The sequence below is a fragment of the Zoogloea sp. genome, from assembly GCF_041911615.1.
Taxonomy (GTDB): Bacteria; Pseudomonadota; Gammaproteobacteria; order Burkholderiales; family Rhodocyclaceae; genus Zoogloea.
Genome location: NZ_JAYROR010000066.1, coordinates 114,642 through 139,335 on the forward strand (window position 1 = coordinate 114,642; position 24,694 = coordinate 139,335).

Consider the following 24,694-nt stretch of genomic DNA (forward strand, 5'->3'; position numbering starts at 1 on the left):
AGCAGTTACGGCGGCGCCGGCCACGCGCGGGGCCGGCTGGGGGCCGTCAGGACGACTTGCGGACGCGCAGGTACCACTCGCAGAGCAAGCGCACCTGCTTCTCGGTGTAGCCCTTTTCGATCATGCGATTGACGAAATTCTGGTGCTTCTTCTGCTCGTCGCCGCTGGCCTTGGCGTTGAAGCTGATCACCGGCAGCAGATCCTCGGTGTTGGAGAACATCTTCTTCTCGATCACCGCGCGAAGCTTTTCGTAGCTCGTCCAGCTCGGGTTCTTGCCGTTGTTCTTGGCGCGGGCGCGCAGCACGAAGTTCACCACCTCATTGCGGAAGTCCTTCGGGTTGCTGATGCCGGCCGGCTTCTCGATCTTCTCGAGTTCGTCGTTGAGCGCGTTGCGGTCGAGTATCTCGCCGGTGTTCTGGTCGCGGTACTCTTGGTCCTGAATCCAGAAGTCGGCGTAGGTCACATAGCGGTCGAAGATGTTCTGACCGTACTCGCTGTAGCTCTCCAGGTAGGCGGTCTGGATTTCCTTGCCGATGAACTCGGCGTAGCGCGGGGCCAGGTATTCCTTGATGAAGGCGAGGTACTTGGCTTCGTTTTCGGGCGGGTACTGCTCCTGGGCGATCTGTTGCTCGAGTACGTACATCAGATGCACCGGGTTGGCCGCCACTTCGCGGTGGTCGAAATTGAACACCTTGGAGAGCACCTTGAAGGCGAAGCGGGTCGATAGACCGGTCATGCCTTCGTCGACACCGGCGTAGTCGCGGTATTCCTGGTAGCTCTTCGCCTTGGGGTCGGTGTCCTTGAGGTTCTCGCCGTCGTAGACGCGCATCTTGGAGAACAGGCTGGAATTCTCGGGTTCCTTGATGCGCGACAGCACCGCGAATTGCGCCATCATCTTGAGCGTATCGGGCGCGCAGGGCGCCCGGGACAAGGAGCTGTTGGCGAGCAGCTTCTCGTAGATCCGCACCTCGTCCGACGTGCGCAGGCAATACGGCACCTTGACGGTGTAGATGCGGTCGAGGAAGGCCTCGTTGTTGCGGTTGTTCTTGAACGCCGTCCACTCGGATTCGTTTGAGTGGGCCATCACGATGCCGTCGAAGGGAATCGCACCGAAGCCCTCGGTACCCTTGTAATTGCCCTCCTGGGTGGCGGTGAGCAGCGGATGCAACACCTTGATCGGCGCCTTGAACATCTCGACGAACTCCAGCAGACCCCGATTGGCGAGGCACAGACCGCCCGAGTACGAATAGGCGTCCGGATCGTCCTGGGAGTATTGCTCGAGCTTGCGGATGTCGATCTTGCCCACCAGCGACGAGATGTCCTGGTTGTTCTCGTCGCCCGGCTCGGTCTTCGCGACGGCGATCTGACGCAGCACCGAGGGGCGCAGCTTGACCACGCGGAACTTGGTGACGTCGCCGTTGAACTCGTGCAGGCGCTTCACCGCCCACGGGCTCATGATGGTATTGAGATAGCGGCGAGGGATGCCGTAGTCGTCCTCCAGGATTGCGCCGTCCTCCGCCGCATTGAACAGCCCCAATGGCGATTCATGCACCGGCGAGCCCTTGATCGCGTAAAACGGAATCCGCTCGACCAGCGTCTTGAGCTTCTCGGCCAGGGAGCTCTTGCCGCCGCCCACCGGCCCCAGCAGGTACAGGATCTGTTTCTTTTCTTCCAGCCCCTGGGCGGCGTGCCGGAAATACGACACGATGTTCTCGATCGACTCTTCCATTCCGTAGAAATCGCGGAAGGCCGGGTAGATCTTGATCATCTTGTTGGAAAAGATGCGGGACAGTCGCGGGTCGAGCCGGGTATCGACGAGTTCGGGTTCGCCGATCGCCTGCAGCATCCGTTCGGCCGACGTGGCGTACGCCAGTGGCTCGGTCTTGCACAGTTCCAGGTATTCCTGGACCGACATTTCCTCTTCCCGGGTCGATTCGTAGCGGGTCTGGAAGCTGGTGAAGATACTCATCTGAGGTCTCCCGGAACTGGGCACCTGGCGGCGGGTGCCGAATCGCCGTGGTCCGTGCTACAAGAACGGCGCGTGACGCAGATAATCGAGTGAGCACCTCGTTAGCGGGCGGTCATCCGATCAAGCTGGAGGAGTAGGGTGGTTTCACAGTTATGTGATAGCCGAACGGCGGCCGGAGTTCCATTCGAACGGTGTGAGTTTTTCATCACTGATGCGCCAAAACCACGTATCGGCGCGCATTGCAGACCGACCTGCAGACCAATCGGTGGGCTGTGTTAGACTAAAGGTTTTTCCGACGACTCCACGGCGGGCGGGAACAGGGAAACACGCGTCTTGCAGCGTGTTTTCTGGCACTGTCGTGGGGCGTCATTGTCAAGAACGATCAGGAAATTTTCATGAGCAACCAGGAAACCGTGGTGAGCGCACTCGAGCGCCGTATCGACATGTCCGTGCAACTGGCCGACATCGAAAAAGACGTCGAAGCGCGTCTGAAGAAGATGTCGCGCACCGTCAAGATGCCGGGCTTCCGTCCGGGCAAGGTGCCGTTCCGCATGGTGGCCCAGTCCTACGGTCCGCAGGCGCGTTCGGAAGCCATCGGCGCAGCGGTCGAGCGTGTGCTGGGCGAGCAGCTCCAGGCGCAGAGCCTGCGTGTGGCCGGCTACCCCAACATCGAGCCGAAGGAATCCAGCGCCGAAGGCACCCTGGAATTCACCGCCGTCTTCGAGGTCTACCCGGAAGTGACCATCGCCGACGTCAGCGCCCAGGAAGTCGAGCGCCCGCAGCTCGAAGTGGGTGACGCCGAAGTCGACAAGACCATCGACGTCCTGCGCAAGCAGCGCACCACCTTCGTCGCCACCGAGCGTGCCGCCCAGGACGGTGACCGCGTGGTCGTCGATTTCACCGGCCGTAAGGAGGGTGTCGAGTTCGAAGGCGGCAAGGCGACCGATTTCCCGTTCGTGATCGGCGGCGGCCAGATGCTCAAGGATTTCGAGACCGCCGTGCTGGGTCTGAAGGTGGGCGAAAGCAAGACTTTCGACATGACCTTCCCGGCCGATTACCACGCTGCCAACCTGGCTGGCCAGACCGTCCAATTCGACGTGGTCGTGAAGAAGGTCGAAGAGCCAAAGCTGCCCGAAGTGGATGCCGAGTTCGCCAAGTCCCTCGGCATTGCCGACGGCGACGTCGCCAAGATGCGCGAAGAAGTGAAGGGCAACCTGGAGCGTGAAGTGAAGCGCCGCATCCAGGCCAAGATCAAGGAGCGCGTAATGAACGTGCTGATCGACACCCACCCGATCGAAGTGCCGAAGGCGCTGGTCGCTCAAGAATCCCAGCAGCTGGCCGAAAACGCCAAGCGCGATTTCGAAGCCCGCGGCATGAAGACCAAGGATCTGCCGATCGACGCCAGCTGGTTCGGCGAGCAGGCCGCCCGCCGCGTCAAGCTCGGCCTGATCATGTCCGAACTCGTGAAGAGCAAGGAACTGCACGCCAAGCCGGAGCAGATTCGTGCCACCATCGAAGACTTCGCCGCCAGCTACGAAGATCCGAGCGAAGTGGTGGGTTGGTACTACTCCCAGCCCCAGCGTCTGGCCCAGGCCGAAGCGCTGGTGATCGAGGACAACGTGGTGGAGTGGGTCGTCAGCAACGCCAAGACGACCGACAAGGCCATTTCTTTTGACGAGCTGATGGGCAATGCGGCTTAATTCCGCGGAGAGCGACAGTAAATGAATCCATTGACACCCCCGTTTTCGCGTAGTGACTGGGATCCGGTCGGCCTCGGCCTGATTCCCATGGTGGTCGAGCAGAGCGGCCGCGGCGAGCGGTCGTACGACATCTACTCGCGCCTGCTCAAGGAGCGGGTGGTGTTTCTGGTCGGGCCGGTCACCGACGTGACCGCCAACCTGATCGTCGCTCAATTGCTGTTCCTCGAGTCCGAGAATCCGGACAAGGACATTTTCTTCTACATCAATTCCCCGGGTGGCTCGGTGACCGCCGGCATGGCGATCTACGACACCATGCAGTTCATCAAGCCGGACGTGAGCACCCTGTGCATCGGGCAGGCGGCCAGCATGGGCGCCTTCCTGCTCGCGGCCGGGGCGAAGGACAAGCGCTTCTCGCTGCCGAACTCCCGGGTCATGATCCACCAGCCGCTGGGTGGCTTCCAGGGTCAGGCCTCGGACATCGAGATCCACGCCCGCGAGATTCTCGCCCTGCGTGCCAAGCTCAATGCCATGCTCGCCAAGCACACCGGCCAGCCGGTCGAGGCCATCGAGCGCGACACCGACCGGGACAACTTCATGTCGGCCGAAGAGGCGATGCGCTACGGCATCGTCGACAAGGTCCTCAGCAGCCGCGCCGACGCGGTTTGAGTTGTCCCCCCGCATTCAGTACAGAGAGAAAGGGCAGTAATGGCGGACAAGAAAACGAGCGGCGAGAAGCTCCTGTATTGCTCGTTCTGCGGCAAGAGCCAACACGAGGTCCGCAAGCTGATCGCGGGTCCGTCCGTGTTCATCTGCGATGAATGCATCGAGCTGTGTAACGACATCATTCGCGATGAGATTACTGCCGATACCGGCAGCGCCAAGGGCCTAAAGGGCGAGCTGCCGTCGCCCCGCGAGATCAGCGAGATCCTCGACCAGTACGTCATCGGCCAGTCGGCGGCCAAGCGCATCCTCTCGGTGGCGGTCTACAACCACTACAAGCGGCTGCGTCATCTGTCCAAGACCCACGACGACGTCGAGCTGTCGAAGAGCAACATCCTGCTGGTCGGCCCCACGGGATCCGGTAAGACGCTGCTCGCCCAGACCCTGGCCCGCCTGCTCAACGTTCCGTTCGTGATGGCCGATGCGACCACCCTCACCGAAGCCGGCTACGTCGGCGAGGACGTCGAGAACATCATCCAGAAGCTCCTGCAAAAGTGTGACTACGAAGTCGACAAGGCGCAGCAGGGCATTGTCTACATCGACGAGATCGACAAGATCTCCCGCAAGTCCGACAACCCGTCGATCACTCGCGACGTATCGGGCGAAGGCGTGCAGCAGGCGCTGCTGAAGCTCATCGAGGGCACCATCGCCTCGGTGCCTCCCCAGGGCGGGCGCAAGCACCCGAACCAGGACTTTGTGCAGGTCGATACGACCAACATCCTGTTCGTCTGCGGCGGTGCGTTCGACGGTCTCGACAAGGTCATCCGTAACCGCACCGAGCAGGTAGGCATCGGTTTCGGTGCCGAGGTCAAGAGCCGCGAGGTCAAGAACGTCTCCGAATCCCTGCGCAATGTCGAGCCGGAAGATCTCATCAAGTTCGGCCTCATCCCCGAACTGATCGGTCGTCTGCCGGTCGTCGCCACGCTGCAGGAACTCGACGAGGACGCGCTGATCCAGATTCTGATCGAACCGAAAAACGCGCTGATCAAGCAGTATCAGAAACTGTTCTCCATGGAAGGCGTCGAACTCGAGGTGCGTCCGGCTGCCTTGCAGGCCATCGCCCGCAAAGCGCTCAAGCGCAAGACCGGCGCCCGCGGTTTGCGCTCAATCCTTGAAGCGACGCTGCTCGACACCATGTACGAGTTGCCGTCGATGGAGAATGTGTCCAAAGTAGTGATCGACGAAGGCATGATCGACGGCGGCGCCCAGCCGATCCTGATCTACGCCGATCAGCCCAAGGTCTCCGGCTCCAACTGACATCGAGCAGAAGTTATTTTCTTCCGACTGCTTGAATTGATGTCACTGAGGCCCCAGATGGGGCCTTAGTGCCTTTAAAGGAATAATCATGTCGAGCACGCTTGACCTCACCGAAGACCAGATCGAACTGCCGCTGCTTCCGCTGCGCGATGTCGTGGTCTTCCCGCACATGGTGATCCCGCTGTTCGTGGGTCGCCCCAAGTCCATCAAGGCGCTCGAAAACGCCATGGAGGCCGGCAAGAGCATCCTGCTGGTGGCGCAGAAATCCGCCGCCAAGGACGAGCCTTCGGCCGACGATCTATACGACCTGGGCTGCATCGCCAACATCCTGCAGATGCTCAAGCTGCCCGACGGCACCGTGAAGGTGCTGGTTGAAGGGGTGCAGCGCGCCCGCGTGGTTTCGGTTGAAGACCTGCGTACGCTGTTCGTCGCCAAGGCCCAGCCGATGCCCGCCGCCGAGACGCCGGACAACGAGGTCGAGGCCATGCGACGGGCGATCATCAGCCAGTTCGACCAGTACGTTAAGCTCAACAAGAAGATTCCGCCGGAAATCCTCAGCTCCCTGTCGGGTATCGAGGAGCCGGGTCGTCTCGCCGATACCATCGCCGCGCACCTGCCGCTCAAGCTCGAGCAGAAGCAGGAGATCCTCGAGATGTTCGATGCCGGCGAGCGCCTCGAGCGCCTGCTTAACCAGCTCGAAACCGAACTCGACATCCTGCAGGTCGAAAAGCGCATCCGCGGCCGCGTCAAGCGCCAGATGGAGAAGAGCCAGCGCGAGTATTACCTGAACGAACAGGTCAAGGCCATCCAGAAAGAGCTCGGCGAAGGCGAGGACGGCGCCGATCTCGAGGAGATGGACAAGAAGATCAAGGCCGCCGGCATGACCAAGGAGGCCATGGCGAAGGCTCAGGCCGAGTTGAAGAAGCTGCGCCTGATGTCGCCGATGTCCGCGGAAGCCACGGTTGTTCGCAATTACATCGAGACCCTGGTCGGCCTGCCCTGGAAGAAGAAATCGCGCATCAGCAAGGATCTGGCCGAAGCCGAGAAGGTGCTCGACACCGAGCACTACGGCCTCGAGAAGGTCAAGGAACGCATTCTTGAATATCTTGCCGTGCAGCAGCGCGTCGACAAGCTCAAGGCGCCGATCCTGTGCCTCGTCGGCCCTCCGGGCGTCGGCAAGACCTCCCTCGGCCAGTCGGTGGCGCGCGCCACCAACCGCAAGTTCGTGCGCATGAGCCTCGGCGGTGTGCGTGATGAGGCCGAGATCCGTGGCCACCGTCGCACCTACATCGGCTCGATGCCGGGCAAGATCCTGCAGAACATGTCAAAGGTTGCCGTGCGCAACCCGCTGTTCCTGCTGGATGAAGTGGACAAGATGGGCCAGGATTTCCGCGGCGATCCGTCGTCGGCGCTGTTGGAGGTGCTCGATCCCGAACAGAACTCGACCTTCGTCGACCACTACATCGAAGTCGAATACGACCTGTCGGACGTGATGTTCGTGGCTACCGCCAACACCCTCAATATCCCGGCGCCGCTCCTCGACCGGATGGAGCTCATCCGTCTGTCGGGCTACACCGAGGACGAGAAGGTCAACATCGCCCAGCGCTACCTTGTTCCGAAGCAGATGAAGAACAACGGGATCAAGCGGGAAGAGCTGTCGGTGACCGAAGACGCCATTCGCGACATCGTGCGCTTCTACACCCGTGAAGCGGGGGTGCGGGGTCTCGAGCGCGAGGTTTCTAAGGTCTGCCGCAAGGTCGTCAAAGCGCTGGTCCTCGGCAAGCGCAAGGCCAAGGTGGTGGTGAATGCGAAGAACATCGACAAGTACCTGGGCGTGCGCAAGTACACCTTCGGCGTTGCCGAAAAGGAAAACCAGGTTGGTCAGGTCACCGGCCTTGCCTGGACCGAAGTGGGCGGCGAACTGCTGACCGTCGAAGCCGTGGCGCTGCCGGGCAAGGGCAAGATCATGACCACCGGCAAGCTCGGCGAGGTCATGCAGGAGTCCATCCAGGCGGCCCTGTCGGTGGTGCGTCGGCGTTCCAAGTCGCTCGGTATCCAGGAGGATTTCTATCAGAAGTCCGACATCCACATCCACCTGCCGGAAGGTGCGATTCCGAAGGACGGTCCGTCCGCCGGTATCGCCATCTGCACCGGTCTGGTGTCGGTGCTCACCGGTATCCCGGTGCGTTGCGACGTGGCGATGACTGGCGAAATCACCCTGCGCGGCGAAGTCCTGCCGATCGGCGGCCTCAAGGAGAAGCTGCTGGCGGCCGTGCGCGGTGGCATCACCCGTGCGCTGATCCCCCAGGAGAACGTCAAGGACCTGACCGAGATTCCGGATAACGTGAAGAACGAGCTGGAGATCATCCCGGTCAAGTGGATCGATCAGGTGCTGGAGCACGCCCTCGAGCGCATGCCCGAGGCCCTGCCCGAGACCCCGGCGGCCGAAGTCGCGGTCAAACCGGCGGAGCCCGTCGAAAACGGCGATGTCGTGAAGCACTGACGGATCGCCCGCAGCGTAAAAGAGGCCGGCGCCAATGCCGGCCTTTTTTACGCCCGATCGCCCTGCGAGGCATGGCTTTTGAGGCTTCGCGCGGATAGAATCCTGCCCTCCCTCTCCGTAGTTCAATGGATAGAACGGGCGCCTCCTAAGCGCCAGATACAGGTTCGATTCCTGTCGGGGGGACCAGCGTCCCGTCCGCCGCAAGCGTGCGACGGCATGGTGGGCCGGTTGTCGGGTCGTGAATCGATCCGGAGGCCGCTGTCTTCAGAGTGTCACCTCGGCTACTTATACTCGCGCATTCGCGGAAATCGGTGGCGTCTCGTGTGCGGCGCCTGGGCTGACGATCGATTTCGCGTGGCAGGGCCGTGCCGCGGGCCGATCCGCGCTTTTTCCGGCGCGTGTGGGGCTCACCACGAACGATCTGGGGCCGAATATCCGCTGCCGCATCGCCGGACTGCTGGCGCAATTCCGATTTCCGCACGGGCCGCCTTCGGGCGGCTTTCCCTTTGCTTGCTCGAAAGGTAGAGAATGCGCTTTGGCGTCACCGTTCCTGTCGTACCGCTGCTCTGCATCGGCGGCTTGCTCTGCGCATCGGGTCTGGTGCGGGCTGCGGACGACGATTACGAAGCATCCACCGCGCGCTTTCAGGCTACCTACGTCCGCCAGAACAAGCCGGCCTTCAATGCTGCGTACAGTGGTCCCAACAGCCTCGGCGCGGAAAAGGCGATGAGCTACACGGCGACGATGACGGGTTATTTCGGTTTTCGTCCGTGGACCGGCGGCGAGTTCTATCTCGATCCGGAAATCACCCAGGGCGTGCCGTTTTCGGGGCTGGAAGGGAGTGCGGGCTTTACCAACGGTGAGCTGACCCGCACCGCCAGTCAGAAGCCTCACATGTACCGCCAGCGCCTTTTCCTGCGCCAGACATGGAATCTCGGCGGGGGAGACGAGAAGGTCGAGGCGGGGCTCAATCAGATGGCCGGGACGGTGGATAAGAACCGGTTCGTGCTGACGCTGGGGAATTTTTCCACGCTCGATGTCTTCGACGGCAATCGCTACGCGAAGGACCCGCGTGCGCAGTTCATGAACGCCGGCTTCATGACGTATCTGGCCTACGACTACGCAGCCGATGCGCGCGGGTTCGGCGTCGGTTTTGCCGCCGAGTGGTACCGGGACGACTGGGTGCTGCGTTTTGGCCGGATGTCGGGGCCGAAGGACCCCAACATGCTGCCCACCGATTTTCAGCTCGGCAAGCACTATGGCGATCAGATCGAGGTGGAGCACGACCACACGCTGCTCGGGCAACCCGGTGCGGTGCGGGTGCTGGCCTGGCGCAATCGTGCCCGGCTGGCGCGCTTCGACGATGCCCGGGAATACCTGCAGGCCAACCCGGGAGCCGATCCGCAGGCGATCTTCGCTGTTCGTAACAACGAGCAGATCAAGTACGGGCTCGGCGTGAACGTCGAGCAGGCCATCAGCGACGATCTGGGCGTGTTCCTGCGTGCCATGAAGGCCGATGGCCGGACCGAGACGCTGGCCTTTACCGAAACCGACGGATCGCTTTCCACCGGCGCCACGCTCAAGGGCTCGGCCTGGGGGCGGGCCCGCGATACGGTGGGGGTGGGCTACCTGCGCAACACGATTTCGGCCGAGCGCCGTCGCTACCTGGAGTCGGGGGGCGTGTCGTTCTTCATCGGTGACGGGGCCTTGCGTTACCGCCCGGAGCAACTGGCCGAGGGCTACTACAGTGCCCACGTCTGGAAGGACGCCTTTGTGACGCTGGATCTTCAGCGCATGTGGAACCCCGCCTACAACGCGGACCGGGGGCCGGTTAACTTCGCCGCGCTGCGGTTGCACGCGGAGTTCTGACCCGGATGGCCGAACCCCGCGGAGATCCGTCGGGTCGCGTCGCGCTCAGGTGCGACGGCGGGTGAGGCCGGCGAGGCCGAGGCCGCCCAGCACCAGCGCGAGGGTCGCAGGCTCGGGGATCGTGGCGCTGGCGCCGAGGGTGACGATGTCGTTGGCGCAGAGCATCGTCCATTGGATGTCGAAGGCTTCGCTCGGGTTGTTGCCGATCCAATGGGCACCGAATGCCGCGACGGGGATCTCCACTTCGTAGAACCAGTGTTTGCCGCCCAGCGTGCCCATGTTGGTGAATGACGGGGAAATGACGAAGTTCGCATCGCCGACATCGGTGCCGCTGTTGATCTTGGTGACGTAGCTGGAGTGGGCCGGGTCGTAGACGCCGGGCGCGCTCCACAGGCCGGTGGCCCAGCCGGCATTGGTCGTGGCGATCACGTCGCCCTGGCGGATCGTCGCGCTGCGGTCGGCGGTGGCGATGCCGAAATCCCAGCTGCCGTTGCGACCGAAATCGATGGCAAAGTCGCCGCGGCCATAGCTGCCATTGCCGGTGGGCGTGTTGGGGTCGTGGCCGGTGATGAGGCCGATGTCGAGATAGGTCTGACCGTTGGCCTTGGTCTGCCAGGTCACGTAGAGCGCTTCGGCGTCGTAGGCTTGACCGCCCCAGCCGGGGCTGAGGTAGCCGCCGTTGGCGTCGCTCTGGTCTTCGACGGTGTACAGGATGCCCGCCTTGGGCGCCCATCCGGCGGTGGTGCCGTTATTGACGATTCCCCAGTCGCTGAAGTTGCCGTCGATCGTCACCGTGGCCGCGAAGGCGGCGGCCGGCACGAGGGCGGCGCTGGCGACGAGGAGGCTGGCGAGGAGCTTGTTTCTCATGATGCACACCGAATTGGGTTGGAATGACGCCCAGAATAGGTGTGCGACGGGATCGTGCCTGCGGCACTTCCTCACGAATTACAGGTGGGTTGAAGGCAAAGAACAGGCGGATGCGACGCGTATCACATCCGCCTGAAAGCGCGGTGTTGCCCTCGGAGGCGGGTCCGCGTTCCGGCGCAGCAGAGGGCGCCGGCCTCGAGGGCGCACGCGGGGAGGTCAGACGAAGAGGCAGTTGCCGAGGTGGCCGCGCAGGTCGGGTTCGGAGGTCTTGGTGTAATCCTTCTCGAGGCGGTCGGTCACCATCTGGGCGGTCGGGCCGTCGAGATTGGCGTTGAGCATGCCCATGAAGGCGGGTGGCGCGACCAGGATCGCGCGGGCGAATTCGTTGCGGCTGCGCCCGAGGTAGAGCTCCTTGGCGAGGGCTTGGGCGAAGTGCTTGGCGGCGTTGAGCTTGGGCGGCGTCTGCTGGATGCGGGCACCGTGGCCGCTACCGTTGGACTGGATCTGACCGGCGCGGTCGGACGATAGCTCGGCGTTTTTCATGCGGCTTTCGGGGTGGACGAGTTCCTTGACGAGCTTCAGGCCCTGCTTGGGACCGAAGTTTGCATACAGGCGGGCGAGGCTGGCGTTGGCAACAAGAATCCAGGTAATGGCCATGAATCTGTCTCCACGTTGGAAGGAAATGCCACAGCGGCCTAGTCACTTTAGACAGCGTTCCGGCAACTAGCAAAGAAATGTTTCGGCCATGCTATCGGGCTTGGCGCAGGGCCGCTTCACCGGCGGCGGGGTCCTGGCGATAGTAGCGGGCGAGCTGGGCGTAAACCGCCGGGTAGTCGTCGCGCAGCAGGCTGGGCGTCTCGAAGAAGGCTTCGCTCATGACGGCGAAGAATTCCGAGGGATGGTCGGCGCCGTAGGGGTCGAGGGCGGTGTCCTCGCCGTCGTCGACGCGCCGGCAGAAGTCCTCGTAGGCCGGCTGGAAGGCGGCTGACCAGTCGGCGGCCGACATGTCGGGGGGCAGGGCGGGGAAGCCGTCCACCTCGCCGTTGCCCATGTCGAGCTTGTGGGCGAACTCGTGGATGACCACGTTGATGCCGTCGAGGGCCTGGCTGTCGTCGAACCACGAGACGATCACCGGGCCGCCTTCCCAGGCTTCGCCCAGCACTTCGTCGTCGTATTCATGGACGACGCCGTCGTCGTCGATCACGCTGCGGGGGATCACGAAATCGCCGGGGTAAACGACCACGCCGATCCAGTCGGCGTAAGCGTCGAGCCCGATGTGAAGGATGGGAAGGCAGGCCTGCAGGGCGATGGAGAGCAGCATGTCGTCGCTGACGACCAGATCGTGGGCGCCGTGGATTTCCTTCTCGGCGAGAAACTCCAGGGCGAGCCGACGCAGCGCCGGGCGCGCGTCGGGGGGAAGAAAGTCGAGAAAGGGCAGGCGCTGCTCGACGCGGGCCCACTGCGGGGCGGGCACCTGCATGCGGTCGGCGGCGCGGCGACGACGCCAGCGGCGAAATGTGGAGAACATCTGACGGGGTTTCGGGTCGAAAGGGCGCAAACAGCCGGCGCGGACGTGTTTCCCGTCACCGCCGGCACGACTAAGATCAAACGCTGCAACGGCAGCCTATAGGATAATGTCGGCATGGTCGCCGTTACGCACTCGATTTCCCAATCCGCCTCCCCGTCCTCCGCGCTCGAACTGCTGTGCGAGGGGCTGCTGCCCGACGATGCCCGCCGCGTCTGCGATGCCGTCGATTGGGCGCAGACGCTCTACGCCGAGCGTACGCTCGGCACGCGGGAGCCCGTCTGGCCGCACGCGCTCGGTACGGCGCTGATCTCGGCCTCCCTGCGCCTCGACGCGGACACCCGCATCGCCGCGCTGTGCTTCGCGGTGGGCGACGTGCTCGACCATCCGAACGAAGAGATCGCGACCCGTTACGGGGAGGACGTGGCCCACCTCGTCGACGGTCTGCGCCGCCTCAACGGCTTGCGCGTCGTCACGCGCATGACCGCCATCACCAGCGCCCCGGAGATCCGCGCCCAGAGCGAGGTGCTGCGCAAGATGCTGCTGGCGATGGTCGAGGACATCCGCGTGGTGTTGCTGCGGGTCGCCTCGCGCACCCAAACCCTGCGTTACTTCACCGACCACCCGGGCCCGATCCGCGAGTCCATCGCCCGCGAGAGCCTCGACATCTACGCTCCGCTCGCCAACCGGCTCGGCATCTGGCAGCTCAAGTGGGAGCTCGAGGATCTGTCGTTCCGCTTCCTCGAGCCCGAGACCTACAAGCGCATCGCCCGGATGCTCGACGAGCGCCGGGTCGAGCGCGAGCAGTTCATCGTCGATGCGGTGGCGCGCCTGAAAAGCGAGGTGGCGGCCATCGGCATTCAGGCCGAGGTCTATGGCCGGCCCAAGCACATCTACAGCATCTACAACAAGATGCGCGCCAAGCGGCTCGATTTCTCGCAGATCTTCGACGTGCGCGCCCTGCGCGTGCTGGTGGACGAGGTGAAGGACTGCTACGCGGTGCTGGGCATCGTGCATCAGATCTGGACGCCGATCCCCAAGGAGTTCGACGACTACATCTCGATGCCCAAGGGCAACAACTACCAGTCGCTGCACACCGCGGTGTATGCCGCCGACGGCCGTTCGCTCGAGGTGCAGATCCGCACTCACGGCATGCACAACCACGCCGAGCTGGGCGTGGCAGCCCACTGGCGCTACAAGGAGGGCAGCGGCAACGCCGCCGGCAGCGATTACGACGAGAAGATCGCGCTGCTGCGCAGCCTGCTGTCGTGGCGCGATGAAGTCACCGACGCCGCCGACTGGGTCGAACAGTTCAAGCGCGCCTCGCTCGACGACACCATCTACGTGCTGACGCCCCAGGGCCGCGTCATCGACATGCCCCGCGGCGCCACCCCGATCGATTTCGCCTACCGTGTCCACACCGATCTGGGCCACCGCTGCCGGGGCGCCAAGGTCAACGGGCAGCTGGTCACCCTCAACACGCCGCTCGAGAACGGCCAGACGGTGGAGATCATGTCCACCAAGGAGGGCGGGCCGTCCCGCGACTGGCTCAACGCGCAGCAGGCCTACGTGGGCACGCCGCGGGCGCGCCAGAAGATCAAGCAGTACTTCAGCGCCCTCGAAGAAGAAGAGATGCTGGTGCGCGGGCGCAGCGTGCTGGTCAAGGAAATCCAGCGCGAGGGCCACGGCCAGGCCAACATCGACGAACTGGCCTCGCGGCTCGGCTTCAAGAACGCCGAGGCCTTGTTCATCGCCGCGGGGCGCGGCGAGGTCGGCCCGCGCGCGATCCAGACCGCGCTGCGTGGCAGCGAGGCCGACGAGCCGGCCGGCGAGGAGCCCGAGGTCGTCATCGGCCAGAGCCATGCGGGCGACGCCGGCGACACGATCCTGATCGTCGGGGTCGGCAAGCTGATGACCTCCCTGGGGCGTTGCTGCAAGCCGGCGCCGCCGGATGCGATCCAGGGTTATGTGACCCGCGGACGTGGCGTGTCGATCCACCGCGTCGAGTGTCGCGATTTCCAGGCGCTCGTGCGCCGTCACCCCGAACGGCTGGTCAGCGCCGACTGGGGCGGTGGTGGCGGAGCCAAGAAGGACGCCGTGTTCCCGGTGGACATCCTGGTCAACGCCATGGACCGCCAGGGCCTGTTGCGTGACATTTCCGAGGTGCTCTCGAAGGAGCGCCTCAACGTCATCGCGGTGAACACCCTCAGCCGCAAGGGTTCGGCGCGAATGCGCTTCACCCTCGAGGTGCAGGGCGTCCAGCAGATCCAGCGTGCGCTGGCACTGGTGCGCGAGGTGAAGGGCGTGACCGACGTGGAGCGCGGCTGAAATGATCGATGTATCGCGGCTCGACCGCCACCACTTCGCCTGGCTGTCCATCGCCGCGGCGGTGGCAACCATCGCCCTCAAGACGCTGGCCTGGTGGATCACCGGCTCGGTGGGCCTGCTCTCCGACGCGCTCGAGTCCTTCGTCAACCTCGCAGGGGCCTCGTTCGCGCTGTGGATGATCCTCGTCACCCGCGCGCCGGCCGATGGGGAGCACCCCTTCGGCCACGGCAAGGCTGAATATTTCTCGAGCGGCTTCGAGGGCATCCTGATCCTCGGCGCCGCCTTCGCGATCATCTGGGCCGCCGCCGAACGCCTCGTCGCACCCCAGCCGCTCGAATCGCCGGGCTGGGGCCTGGCCTGGTCGGCCGCCGCGACGAGCATCAACTTCGTCGTCGCGCGGGTGCTCGCCAAGGCCGCCGAGCGCTTCAACTCCATCGCGCTGAGGGCCGATTCCCGTCATCTCATGACCGACGTGTGGACGTCGTTCGGCGTCATCCTGGGCGTCGGGCTGGTGGCGCTCACCGGCTGGCTGCGCCTCGACCCGATCATCGCGATCGCGGTCGGCCTCAACATCACCCGCGAAGCCTGGCACCTGCTGCGCGAATCGGTCGATGGCCTGATGGACCGCGGCCTCGACACGGCCGATCTGGCCCGTGCCCAGGCCGTGCTCGACACCTTCGCGGCGCGCGGGGTTGCCTTCAGCGGGCTTCGCAGCCGCCGCGCGGGGGCTTCCGCCTTCGTGCAGGTGGTGGTGCGGGTGCCCGGGGACTGGACCGTTCGTGCCGGCCACGCCTTGCTCGACGAGGTCGAGGCCGCCCTGGCCAGCGAGCTGCCGGGTGTGGACGTCACCACCCATCTCGAACCGCTTGCCTGAGTGGCGTCGTTTTTACGATTGATTTCTGTTCCTCCGTTCCGCGTCCCATGATTTTCGTGCTGTCTCCTGCCAAGGCCCTCGACTACGAGACGCCGCTCGCCACCGCGCGCTTCACCCAGCCCGACTACCTCGACGATGCTGCCGAGCTGATCGACGGCCTGCGCGCGCTCTCCCATGCCGAGGTGGCCGAGCTGATGAGCCTGTCCGATCCGCTCGCCGCCCTCAACGTGGCGCGCTACGCCGAGTGGTCGCGGCCGTTCACGCCGGACAACGCCCGCCCGGCGGTGCTCGCCTTCAACGGCGACGTCTACGACGTGCTTGACGCCCGCTCGCTCACCGAGGCCCAGCTCGACTACGCCCAGTCCCACCTGCGCATCCTCTCCGGGCTCTACGGTCTGCTGCGTCCGCTCGACCTGATGCAGGCGTACCGCCTCGAAATGGGCACCCGCTTCAAGAACGGCCGCGGCAAGGACCTTTACGCCTTCTGGGGCATGACCCAGACCGACGCCCTCAACCGCCTGCTCGCCGCCGAGGCGGATGCCGGCCGCGAGCCGGTGCTGGTCAACCTGGCCTCCGAGGAATACTTCAAGTCGGTCAAACCCGCCAAGCTCAAGGGCCGGCTCCTCAACCTGAGCTTCGAGGACTGGAAGGGCGGGCGCTACAAGATCATCAGTTTCTACGCCAAGCGCGCCCGTGGCCTCATGGCGCGCTACGCCATCGACCACACGGTCGGGCAGGTCGAGCAGCTCAAGGCGTTCGACCGCGACGGCTACGCCTTCGCGCCGGAAGCCTCCGACGATGCGCGCTGGGTCTTCCGGCGCCGCCAGGACTGAAAGGGCAGGGCAGATGGCATCCCCCGAGAAGGCCGCCGCCTTGGCGCGCATGAAGTTCCTCGCCACCGGGTTGCTGGTGGCGGTCGCCGTGCTGTTCGTCCTGGCCCGCCGCGAAGGCTGGCCGTGGGTCGCGGCCTTTGCCGAGGCGGCGATGATCGGCGCGCTGGCCGACTGGTTCGCGGTGGTCGCGCTGTTCCGCCATCCGCTCGGCCTGCCGATCCCGCATACCGCGATCCTGCCGCGCAACAAGGCGCGCCTCGCCGACAACCTCGCGGTGTTCATCCGCGACAAGTTCCTCGACACGGCATCGCTGGTCGGCCGGCTGCGCGCCGCCAATCCGGCCGAGCGCATCGCCGGATGGCTGCAGGACGAGGCCAACGCCCGCCTGCTCGCCGACCGGCTGGCGCTGGTGCTGGTCCAGTCGCTGGATTTCATGGATGACAAGCGGGTGCGCCGGCTGGTGCTCCACGCCCTGCGCCGGCGCGCCGGCAGCCTCGACCTGGCCGGCAGCGTCGGGCGGATCATGAACGTGCTCACCGAGGACGGTCGTCACCAGGGCCTGCTCGACGAGGGGCTGCGTCGGCTCGTCGACTGGTTCGCCCAGCCCGGCGTGCAGCAGGGCTTCGCCGGCATGATCGTCGACGTGGCGCAGAAGGAATACCCGAAAGTCGTCGCGATGCTCGGGCTGGTGGGCATCAACCCCAACGAGCTCGGCGAGAAGGTTTCGGTGGGGATCGCCGCCGGCGTCACCGGCCTCCTCGAGGAAGTGGCGCGCGACCCGGATCACCCGCGCCGCGCGGCCTTCGACGAGCTGGTGCGCGGCTACATCGAGCGCCTCCAGCACGACGACGCCTTCCGCGCCCGCATCGAGCAGACCAAGCGCGATTTCCTCGCCCATCCCGGCGTCGCCACCTACCTGCAGGAACTCTGGGACGAACTGCACGCCTGGCTGATCCGCGACGTGGGCCGGCCCGATTCGCGCGTGCGCCGCAAGCTCGCCGCGGCTGCCAGTGCCGTCGGCGCCAGCCTTGCCGCCAATCCGGCGCTGCGCGATTCGGTCAACGAGCACATCGAGCGCAGCGTCGAGCGGCTGGCTCCCGAATTGCGCGATGGCCTCTCGCACCACATCGCCGGCACCGTGCGCGCCTGGAACGACGCCGACCTCGTGCGCGAGATCGAGCAGAGCGTCGGCCGCGACCTGCAGTTCATCCGCCTGAACGGCACCCTCGTCGGCGGCCTGATCGGCGTGCTGCTGTACGCCGTCACCCACCTCATCACCTGACGGAACCTCGCCATGACGCTTCGCATCAGCAGCAATTTCGACTCCGGCGCCATCGAGGTGGTGTCCATCGCGCGGGCCGACGACATCCGCCTGCGCCTGCGCGCCGACCAGGGCGTGGCGGGCGACGGCGCCTTCCGCCAGTGGTTCCACTTCCGTCTGCACGGCGCGGCCGGGCAGGACGTGCGCCTCACCTTCGAGAACGCCGCCGACGCGGCCTATCCCGACGGCTGGCCGGGCTACCGCTGCGTCGCCTCCTACGATCGCCGCCACTGGTTCCGCATCGCCGGCACCCGCTACGAGAACGGCCAGCTCGTCGTCGAGCACCGGGCCGAGCGCAACAGCATCTACTACGCCTACTTCGAGCCGTATTCCCATGAGCGCCATCTCGACCTGCTGGGCCGCGTCGAGATGTCGGCCTTCGCGTCGGTGAGCAACCTCGGGGCGACGGTCGATGGGCGCGACCTCGACCTCGTCACCGTCGGTCGGTCCGGACCCGGCAAGCTGCCGGTGTGGATCATCGCCCGCCAGCACCCGGGCGAGAGCATGGCCGAATGGTTCGTCGAAGGCCTGCTCGAACGCCTCCTCGACGGTGCCGACCCGGTCGCCCGGCGCATCCGCGAGAAGGCCGTGCTGTACATCGTGCCCAACATGAACCCCGACGGCGCGATCCGCGGCAACCTGCGCACCAACGCCGCCGGCGCCAACCTCAACCGCGAATGGCGCGCACCCAGCGTCGCGCACAGCCCCGAAGTGCTGGCGGTGCGCGACGCGATGACGGCGAGCGGGGTCGATCTGTTCCTCGACATCCACGGCGACGAAGCGCTGCCCTACGTGTTTTTCTCGACCGCAGAGGAGGTGCCCGGTTTTTCCGACACCCAGCGCGCCCGCCAGGCCCGCTTCGTGGACGCCTTCCGCGCCGCCAGCCCGGACTTCCAGACCGAGCACGGCTACGTCGCCGGGCGCTTTCAGGACGAACTCCTGACGCTGGCCTCGAAATGGGTGGCGCACCGCTTCGGTTGCGTGTCGCTGACGCTCGAGATGCCGTTCAAGGACAACGCCAATCTGCCCGACGGCGTCACCGGCTGGAACGGCGAGCGCAGCAAGCGCCTGGGCGCCGCGATGTTGAACCCGATCCTCGCCCATCTCGACGGCTGACAGGCAGCCGCTGGCTGCTGGATTTGTTCAAAAACCGCAACAATCCTTGCCGGATTGTTGCGGTTTTTGCTTTTTGGCGCGAATTCATGCCGCACCGCGACATTTTTCCCGACTCATGACCCTGACGCCGTCTCAAGAAAAGACAGCGCCATCCGTTGTTGAAAGTGTGTTCGAGTCACTTGAAGGAGTCCGCGTCATGATCGCCAGAGAACCGCATTCATCGCCGGCGCGCGCGTCCCGCGCGTGGCCTTGGCTGCTGCTGGGCGGATGGCTGGCGCTCGCCGCCGTGCAATTGTGGTCGCTGCAGGTCGAAGCCGTTCAGCGGGGCGAAATGTGCAGCACCGCCCCGAAACTGCCCCTGTGGCAAGGAGGCGCACGATGAGCGCCGCCGAATCCGCCGTCGTCGACGGTCTGACCGCCTTTCGCGCCCGGGCCGACGGCCTGCTGACCGGCGCGCTCGGGGCTCATCTCCTCCTGTGCCTCGGGGTTGCCGCCTACCTCGGCGAATGGAGTGCCGCCCTTGCCGTCGGCGTGCCGTCCTTCCTCGTACCGTTCTTCATCAGCCGCGCCGCGCCCGGCGCGCTGGTGTCGCGCATTGCCGTCGCCTGCTCGGCGATGGTTTTCTCGGCGCTGCTGATCCAGCAGACCCACGGCACCATCGAGGCCCACTTCGGCATCTTTGCGCTGCTCGCCTTCATCCTGCTGTACTGCGACTGGCGCCCGCTGATCGCCGCCGCCACGCTGATCGCCGTGCATCACCTGAGCTTCGCCTGGCTGCAGGCCACCGGTGCCGGCGTGTACGTCTTCCCGCAGGTGGACGGCGTGGGGCGGGTGCTGGTCCATGCCGCCTACGTGGTCGCCGAGACCGGCCTGCTGTGCTACATCGCAGGGGTGCTGCGCGGCATGGTGCTGGACGGGGTGATCGTCGCGGCGTTCGCCCGGCGGGTGTCCGAAGGGCACCTGGATCACCGCTTCGATCCGCGCCTGGTCGAGACGCGTCCGCTGCTGCAGGCGGTGGCGAAGATGCAGGACGAGCTGCGCCACACCCTCACCGAGGCGCGCCAGACCGCCGATGGCCTGCAGTCGCTGGCCAACCGCCTCAATGAAACCTCCCGGCAGATCGCCGAGGGCGTGGCCGAGCAGAACAATTCCACCGGCGCGATGGCCGCTGCGATGCAGGAAATGACCGCCTCGATCAACCAGATCGCCAGCAGCGCCGGCGAGGCGCGCGAACTGGCGACCGACTCGAGCCGCGCGGCCGAGGAGGGCAGCGAGGTCGTCAAGGCCGCGGTGGGCGAGATGTCGGGCATCGCCGGCGTGATCGGCACCGCCGTCGAGCGGGTCGAGGCCCTCGGGCGCGAGTCCGAGCGGGCGGCGGAGGTCGTCGGCATCATCAAGGGCATCGCCGACCAGACCAACCTGCTGGCGCTCAATGCGGCCATCGAAGCGGCCCGCGCCGGCGAACTGGGACGCGGCTTCGCGGTCGTCGCCGACGAGGTGCGCAAGCTCGCCGAGCGCACCACCACCGCCACCGACGAGATCGGCCGCATGATGAGCGACATGCGCGGCGCCAAGGAATCGGTGCTCAGCTGCATCGAGAGCGCGGTCGGGCGCGTCAATACCGGCGTCGCCCATGCGGGGCAGGCCGGCGAGTCGATCGACCTCATCACCGGGCGCGCCAGTGGCGTGGGCGACATCGTCGGGCGCATTTCCGACGCGCTGGCCGAACAGAGCCTCGCCGCCCACGAGATTGCCCGCCACGTGGAGCTCATTTCCAACATGACCGACCGCGCCGCGGTGTCCACCCAGGTCATCGCCGGCGAGGCCGAGGCGCTGACCGGCAATGCCGAAGGCCTGCGCAGTTCGCTGGCGCGGTTCCACATCTGAACCGTCGGCCGGCGTGACGGCGAGGTTTCGGAAATTATTTTGAAATCGTGTCATCCGCCGGCTGAAACGATGCGTTAAGGCAGTACAGGTGAGCGATCACCAGACCTAACAGGAGAAGTCGATGGGCAGTTATTGCAACGAGTCCTACGCAGAGTTTCTGGATTCCCTCAAGGCCGCTGGCGTCGTGATCAGCAATGAAAGCGAAGTGCGCGAGCGTCTGGCCGAGTCCCAACGCTGGCGGACTGCTTTCATGACCCTGGCCGCCAACGGCCGCCTGCTCGGCATCGAGTTTTCGGTTGCCGGCAAGGGTAGCGATCCGCGCGCCGTGCAGCGGGTGATGGCGCAACACGCCTTCCCGGCCGAAAAGGAAGCCGCCTTCCTGGCCCAGCTGACCTCCGAGCGCTGATAAAGGGGGGGGCTCCCCGGCCGGATTGTCCGGCTCCATGACGTCGCAGAACAAGCGGACGCCTCTCTCGAAATCGATGGGAGGCGTCCGCTTTTTTGTGTCAGTTTCCGGTGTTTCCCCCTTCGTCAGGCATCGCCGCCGGCGTGCCCCGGGGGGTGTGCAGGCGGGGTCAAGCCCGGGCCGGTTTTAAAGTTTTCTGTCGCCGCGTCGTCAATACGATGACGATATTCTCTTGGGACGGCGACCCTGAACTCTCCACTTCCGATTTCCTCTCCCGCCATCTCGGCCCTGGACGTGCTTGCGCTGCAGGCGGCGGTGGTGTCCCACGGGCGGCTCGGGCCGGCGGCGACGGCATTTGCCTCCGAGCTGGCGACGCGCCTGGGCTGCGCGCGCGTGGCGGTGGGTTTCGTCGAGGATCGATTCTCCCGCGTCGTGGCGGTATCCCACGGCACGCTGGGCGATGGGCCCACCGAAAGCCTGCGGGCGATTGCCACGGCCATGGACGAGGCCATCGAGCAGGCGGCGACGGTGCTCTCGCCGGCCTTGCCCGAGCTGCCGCCGCGCATCGTCCTCGCCCACGAGGAGCTGGTGCGCCGTGACGGAGGGACGGTGTGCTCGATTCCGATCGCGGTCGGCGGCGAACTGGTCGGGGCGGTGTCGCTGCACTTCCGGCAGGGCGGCGTGCCCATCGAGGCGCCTCAGCTCGCCGACTGGGAGCACGCGGTGGCCCTGGTGGGGCCGGTGCTGCATTTCATGCGGCACGGCGAGCGGCCGTGGCGCAAGCGCCTGCGCGACCGCCTGCGGCGCGGCTGGGCCTGGCTGCGTTCGCCGTCGGGGAGCCGGGCGCGCATCGCCGTTGCGGCGCTCCTGGTCGCCCTTGCCGTGCTGCTGGCACTGCCCTTCGATTACCGGGTGGGCGGCAATGCGCGGGTCGAAGGGGCGATCCAGCGGGTGCTGGTGGCGCCGGTCGATGGTTTCCTGAAACGGAGCGAAGTGCGCCCGGGCGATCGGGTGCGGGCCGGACAGGTGCTGGCCGAGCTGGCCGAGCAGGATCTGCAGCTCGAACGCAACAAGTGGTCCAGTGAGCTGGCGCAGCACGAAAACGCCTACGCGGCGGCGATGGCCCGTGCCGACCGGGCGCAGCTCGTCATCAGTCAGGCCAAGGCGGCCGAGGCGCGTGCCCAGCTCGATCTGGTGGACGAGCAGCTGGGACGCATCCGCATCGAGGCGCCGTTCGACGGGGTGGTGATCCGAGGCGATCTGAGCCAGTCGCTGGGCGCGCCGGTCCAGCGGGGCGATGTCCTGCTGACGGTGGCGCCGCGGGAGCGTTTCCGGGTCATCGTCGAGGTGGATGAGCGCGACATCGCCGGGGTGAAGGTGGGGCAGGGCGGGACGCTGGCCCTGTCGGCGCTGCCGTGGGACACGCTGCCCCTGGTGGTGACGCGGATCACGCCGATGGCGGCGGCGGTGGAGGGGCGCAACGTCTTCGAGGTGGAGGCAAGCCTGCCCAGTCAGCCCGAAAGCCTGCGTCCGGGCCTGCGCGGGGTGGCGAAGATCGTCGTCGGCCAGGCGCCGCTGGCCTGGGCCTGGACCCATCGCCTGATCGACTGGGCGCGCCTCGGCGTGTGGTCGTGGCTGGGGCACTGAGATGAGCGCGGCCAGCGCCTTCAGCGCCCACTGGTACCGCGTGGCGCACCTGCATCCGCGCTTGCGCGCCCAGGTGCGCGTGTCGCGGCAGATTTACCGTGACGAGGTCTGGCATGTGCTGGCCGACCCGGTGAGTGGCCGCTTTCATCGCCTGAACGCCGCCGCCTACGCGTTTGTCGGGCGTTGCGACGGCACGCGCAGCGTCGATGCGCTGGCCGAGGCGCTCCTCGCCGCCGACCCGGACACGGCGCTGACCCAGGACGAGATCGTCGCCCTGCTGGTCCAGCTCAACCAGCGCGGCCTGATCCAGTGCGAGCTGACGCCGGACGTCGAGGCGCTGTTCCGCCGTCACGACGAGGAGCGCCGCCAGGCCCGCCGGCTCGGCGTCAATCCGCTGGCCTTCCGCGTCCGGCTGGGCGATCCGAGTGCCTTCCTGGAACGCTTCGACCGCTGGCGTTTCGTGATCTTCTCGTGGCAGATGCTGCTCGTCTGGCTGATCGTGACGGGCATCGGGCTGCTGGTGGCGGCCACCCATTTCGATGCGCTGGTGACGGCGACGCGCACCTGGATGAGCACGCCGCGTTTCCTGCTGATGGCGTGGCTGCTGTATCCGCCGATCAAGGCGCTCCACGAGCTGGCCCACGGGCTGGCGGTGCGGCGTTTCGGCGGTGAGGTGCATCAGATGGGCGTGAGCCTGCTGCTGCTCACGCCGGCGCCCTACGTGGACGCGTCGGCCGCGTCGGCCCTGCGTCATGCGGGCCAGCGCCTGGTGGTGAGCGTCGCCGGCATCGCCACCGAGCTGCTGCTGGCGGCGCTCGCGCTGCTGGTCTGGGTGGCGGTCGAACCGGGCCTGGTGCGCGATGCGGCGTTGGTGGTGGCGGTGATCGGCAGCGTCTCGACGGTGCTCTTCAACGGCAATCCGCTCCTGCGCTTCGACGGCTACTACGTGCTGTGCGACGCCTTCGATCTACCCAATCTGGCCAGCCGCAGCCAGGCCTACTGGCGCCATCTGCTGCTCGGCCGGCTGCTGCGCCTGGGCGAGGTGGGCTCGCCCGAGCCGGGGCGGGGCGAGCGGCCGTGGCTGCTGGCTTATGCGCCGCTGTCGTGGCTGTACCGGATCGGGCTGTCGATCGCGATCGTCGGCTGGATCGGCAGCGTGTCGATGGTGCTGGGCGCCCTGGCGGGGGCGGCGATGGTGTTCAGCCTCGCGCTGCGGCCGGTGCTGGGGTTCTGGCGCGGGTTGCTGCGCATGGCCTTGCCGGAAGGCACGCGGCGCCGTGCGCTGCGCGTCGCGGGGGCGCTCAGCGCCGCCGTGGCCGCCGGCCTGTGCATCCTGCCGTTGCCCTTCGCAACGGTCGCCCAGGGGGTGGTGTGGATTCCCGAGCAGGCGCAACTGCGTGCCGGCACCGATGGCTTCATCGCCGCCATCGACGCCCGCCACGGCGACCGCGTGGCGGCGGGGCAGGTGCTGGTCCGGCTCAGCGACGCGCGGTTGAACACCGACGCGGCGCGGCTCGTGAGCCAGCTCGAAGGGCTGGACGCCGATCTGTACCAGGCCATGCAGCGCGACCCGGTGAAGGCGCGCGACGTGGAAACGGAGATTGCCCGGGTTCGTGCCCAGCTGGAGCGGGTCGAGGCGCTGCAGGGCAGCCTGGCGATGCAGGCGGGCGTCGCCGGTCGGCTGGCCATGCCCCGCCAGGCCGACGTGGAGGGCGCCTTCGTGCCGCGCGGTGCGCTGCTCGGGCATATTTTCACGGGCGAGCCGGCCGTGGTGCGGGTGGCGGTGGAGCAGGACGCCGCCGCGCTGGTCCGCGCCGACACCCGCGGCGTGGCGGTGCGGCTGGCCGAGGCGCTGCAGACCGCGCATCCGGC

19 protein-coding genes and 1 tRNA gene are annotated in these 24,694 nt (G+C 66.1%); 16 read left to right on the forward strand and 4 right to left on the reverse strand.

Translation table 11 applies throughout. The features are described from left to right. Positions 1–46: 46 nt before the first annotated feature. Positions 47–1,969 (reverse strand): PrkA family serine protein kinase, encoded by a 1,923-nt coding sequence (locus ACE3P2_RS07785; protein ID WP_374263023.1) that lies wholly within the window; start codon positions 1,967–1,969, stop codon positions 47–49. 395 nt (positions 1,970–2,364) lie between these two features. On the opposite strand from ACE3P2_RS07785, the gene tig reads away from it, so the two are divergent. The 6 genes from tig (at position 2,365) to ACE3P2_RS07815 (ending at position 10,018) form a co-directional block, all read left to right on the forward strand. Further along, positions 2,365–3,669, forward strand: coding sequence for a trigger factor (gene tig, locus ACE3P2_RS07790; protein WP_374263025.1), 1,305 nt, complete (start codon positions 2,365–2,367; stop codon positions 3,667–3,669). Between the two features lie 21 nt (positions 3,670–3,690). After that, positions 3,691–4,335 carry an ATP-dependent Clp endopeptidase proteolytic subunit ClpP gene (clpP, locus tag ACE3P2_RS07795; protein WP_374263028.1) on the forward strand — a complete coding sequence of 215 codons (645 nt, stop codon included), beginning with the start codon at positions 3,691–3,693 and terminating at the stop codon, positions 4,333–4,335. Between the two features lie 39 nt (positions 4,336–4,374). Next, positions 4,375–5,646 (forward strand): ATP-dependent Clp protease ATP-binding subunit ClpX, encoded by a 1,272-nt coding sequence (gene clpX, locus ACE3P2_RS07800; RefSeq protein WP_374263030.1) that lies wholly within the window; start codon positions 4,375–4,377, stop codon positions 5,644–5,646. Between the two features lie 88 nt (positions 5,647–5,734). Next, entirely contained in the window at positions 5,735–8,149 is a 2,415-nt protein-coding gene (lon, locus tag ACE3P2_RS07805) for an endopeptidase La (RefSeq protein WP_374263033.1), read from the forward strand. A 111-nt stretch (positions 8,150–8,260) separates the two neighbouring features. Then, positions 8,261–8,335 (forward strand) — tRNA-Arg (locus ACE3P2_RS07810). A gap of 342 nt (positions 8,336–8,677) precedes the next feature. After that, positions 8,678–10,018 carry a carbohydrate porin gene (locus ACE3P2_RS07815; protein WP_374263036.1) on the forward strand — a complete coding sequence of 447 codons (1,341 nt, stop codon included), beginning with the start codon at positions 8,678–8,680 and terminating at the stop codon, positions 10,016–10,018. 45 nt (positions 10,019–10,063) lie between these two features. On the opposite strand, the gene ACE3P2_RS07820 is transcribed toward ACE3P2_RS07815, so the two are convergent. From ACE3P2_RS07820 to ACE3P2_RS07830, 3 genes are all read right to left on the reverse strand, one after another. Then, complete coding sequence (locus ACE3P2_RS07820; protein ID WP_374263039.1) at positions 10,064–10,885, reverse strand: PEP-CTERM sorting domain-containing protein; 822 nt, start codon at positions 10,883–10,885, stop codon at positions 10,064–10,066. A 216-nt stretch (positions 10,886–11,101) separates the two neighbouring features. Then, positions 11,102–11,542, reverse strand: a complete 441-nt coding sequence (locus tag ACE3P2_RS07825) for a host attachment protein (protein ID WP_374263041.1) — start codon at positions 11,540–11,542, stop codon at positions 11,102–11,104. 91 nt (positions 11,543–11,633) lie between these two features. Continuing rightward, positions 11,634–12,413: a zinc-dependent peptidase gene (locus ACE3P2_RS07830; protein WP_374263044.1), complete on the reverse strand. Its 780-nt coding sequence runs from the start codon at positions 12,411–12,413 to the stop codon at positions 11,634–11,636. A gap of 114 nt (positions 12,414–12,527) precedes the next feature. Here ACE3P2_RS07830 and ACE3P2_RS07835 point away from each other — a divergent pair, with 114 nt between their 5' ends. The 10 genes from ACE3P2_RS07835 to ACE3P2_RS07880 form a co-directional block, all read left to right on the forward strand. After that, positions 12,528–14,738 carry a bifunctional (p)ppGpp synthetase/guanosine-3',5'-bis(diphosphate) 3'-pyrophosphohydrolase gene (locus ACE3P2_RS07835; protein WP_374263047.1) on the forward strand — a complete coding sequence of 737 codons (2,211 nt, stop codon included), beginning with the start codon at positions 12,528–12,530 and terminating at the stop codon, positions 14,736–14,738. Between the two features lies 1 nt (position 14,739). Further along, on the forward strand, positions 14,740–15,612 hold the full coding sequence (locus ACE3P2_RS07840; protein WP_374263050.1) for a cation diffusion facilitator family transporter: 873 nt from the start codon (positions 14,740–14,742) through the stop codon (positions 15,610–15,612). A gap of 47 nt (positions 15,613–15,659) precedes the next feature. Next, on the forward strand, positions 15,660–16,445 hold the full coding sequence (gene yaaA / locus ACE3P2_RS07845) for a peroxide stress protein YaaA (RefSeq protein WP_374263052.1): 786 nt from the start codon (positions 15,660–15,662) through the stop codon (positions 16,443–16,445). A gap of 13 nt (positions 16,446–16,458) precedes the next feature. Next, on the forward strand, positions 16,459–17,727 hold the full coding sequence (locus ACE3P2_RS07850) for a DUF445 domain-containing protein (protein WP_374263054.1): 1,269 nt from the start codon (positions 16,459–16,461) through the stop codon (positions 17,725–17,727). Positions 17,728–17,739: 12 nt separating this feature from the next. After that, the gene (locus ACE3P2_RS07855; RefSeq protein WP_374263057.1) at positions 17,740–18,882 is read left to right on the forward strand and encodes a M14-type cytosolic carboxypeptidase; all 1,143 of its coding nucleotides are present in this window, start codon (positions 17,740–17,742) and stop codon (positions 18,880–18,882) included. Between the two features lie 196 nt (positions 18,883–19,078). Then, on the forward strand, positions 19,079–19,264 hold the full coding sequence (locus tag ACE3P2_RS07860; protein ID WP_374263059.1) for a hypothetical protein: 186 nt from the start codon (positions 19,079–19,081) through the stop codon (positions 19,262–19,264). After that, positions 19,261–20,769 carry a methyl-accepting chemotaxis protein gene (locus ACE3P2_RS07865; protein WP_374263062.1) on the forward strand — a complete coding sequence of 503 codons (1,509 nt, stop codon included), beginning with the start codon at positions 19,261–19,263 and terminating at the stop codon, positions 20,767–20,769. Before ACE3P2_RS07860 ends, ACE3P2_RS07865 begins: the two co-directional genes overlap by 4 nt. 121 nt (positions 20,770–20,890) lie before the next feature. Next, the gene (locus ACE3P2_RS07870) at positions 20,891–21,175 is read left to right on the forward strand and encodes a hypothetical protein (protein ID WP_374263063.1); all 285 of its coding nucleotides are present in this window, start codon (positions 20,891–20,893) and stop codon (positions 21,173–21,175) included. A gap of 294 nt (positions 21,176–21,469) precedes the next feature. After that, positions 21,470–22,822 (forward strand): efflux RND transporter periplasmic adaptor subunit, encoded by a 1,353-nt coding sequence (locus ACE3P2_RS07875; RefSeq protein ID WP_374263066.1) that lies wholly within the window; start codon positions 21,470–21,472, stop codon positions 22,820–22,822. A 1-nt stretch (position 22,823) separates the two neighbouring features. Continuing rightward, on the forward strand, positions 22,824–24,694 hold a 1,871-nt coding region (locus ACE3P2_RS07880; RefSeq protein ID WP_374263068.1), incomplete at its 3' end, for a PqqD family peptide modification chaperone.

Excerpts from the sequence above, each read along its gene's own strand:
- ACE3P2_RS07840 (WP_374263050.1), top strand. The coding sequence starts at position 14,740 with ATGATCGATGTATCGCGGCTCGACCGCCACCACTTCGCCTGGCTGTCC.
- ACE3P2_RS07820 (WP_374263039.1), bottom strand. The coding sequence starts at position 10,885 with ATGAGAAACAAGCTCCTCGCCAGCCTCCTCGTCGCCAGCGCCGCCCTC.
- clpP (WP_374263028.1), top strand. The coding sequence starts at position 3,691 with ATGAATCCATTGACACCCCCGTTTTCGCGTAGTGACTGGGATCCGGTC.
- tig (WP_374263025.1), top strand. The coding sequence starts at position 2,365 with ATGAGCAACCAGGAAACCGTGGTGAGCGCACTCGAGCGCCGTATCGAC.
- ACE3P2_RS07835 (WP_374263047.1), top strand. The coding sequence starts at position 12,528 with ATGGTCGCCGTTACGCACTCGATTTCCCAATCCGCCTCCCCGTCCTCC.
- ACE3P2_RS07785 (WP_374263023.1), bottom strand. The coding sequence starts at position 1,969 with ATGAGTATCTTCACCAGCTTCCAGACCCGCTACGAATCGACCCGGGAA.
- ACE3P2_RS07865 (WP_374263062.1), top strand. The coding sequence starts at position 19,261 with ATGAGCGCCGCCGAATCCGCCGTCGTCGACGGTCTGACCGCCTTTCGC.
- ACE3P2_RS07855 (WP_374263057.1), top strand. The coding sequence starts at position 17,740 with ATGACGCTTCGCATCAGCAGCAATTTCGACTCCGGCGCCATCGAGGTG.
- ACE3P2_RS07825 (WP_374263041.1), bottom strand. The coding sequence starts at position 11,542 with ATGGCCATTACCTGGATTCTTGTTGCCAACGCCAGCCTCGCCCGCCTG.
- ACE3P2_RS07860 (WP_374263059.1), top strand. The coding sequence starts at position 19,079 with ATGATCGCCAGAGAACCGCATTCATCGCCGGCGCGCGCGTCCCGCGCG.
- yaaA (WP_374263052.1), top strand. The coding sequence starts at position 15,660 with ATGATTTTCGTGCTGTCTCCTGCCAAGGCCCTCGACTACGAGACGCCG.
- ACE3P2_RS07815 (WP_374263036.1), top strand. The coding sequence starts at position 8,678 with ATGCGCTTTGGCGTCACCGTTCCTGTCGTACCGCTGCTCTGCATCGGC.
- lon (WP_374263033.1), top strand. The coding sequence starts at position 5,735 with ATGTCGAGCACGCTTGACCTCACCGAAGACCAGATCGAACTGCCGCTG.
- ACE3P2_RS07830 (WP_374263044.1), bottom strand. The coding sequence starts at position 12,413 with ATGTTCTCCACATTTCGCCGCTGGCGTCGTCGCCGCGCCGCCGACCGC.
- ACE3P2_RS07870 (WP_374263063.1), top strand. The coding sequence starts at position 20,891 with ATGGGCAGTTATTGCAACGAGTCCTACGCAGAGTTTCTGGATTCCCTC.
- clpX (WP_374263030.1), top strand. The coding sequence starts at position 4,375 with ATGGCGGACAAGAAAACGAGCGGCGAGAAGCTCCTGTATTGCTCGTTC.
- ACE3P2_RS07850 (WP_374263054.1), top strand. The coding sequence starts at position 16,459 with ATGGCATCCCCCGAGAAGGCCGCCGCCTTGGCGCGCATGAAGTTCCTC.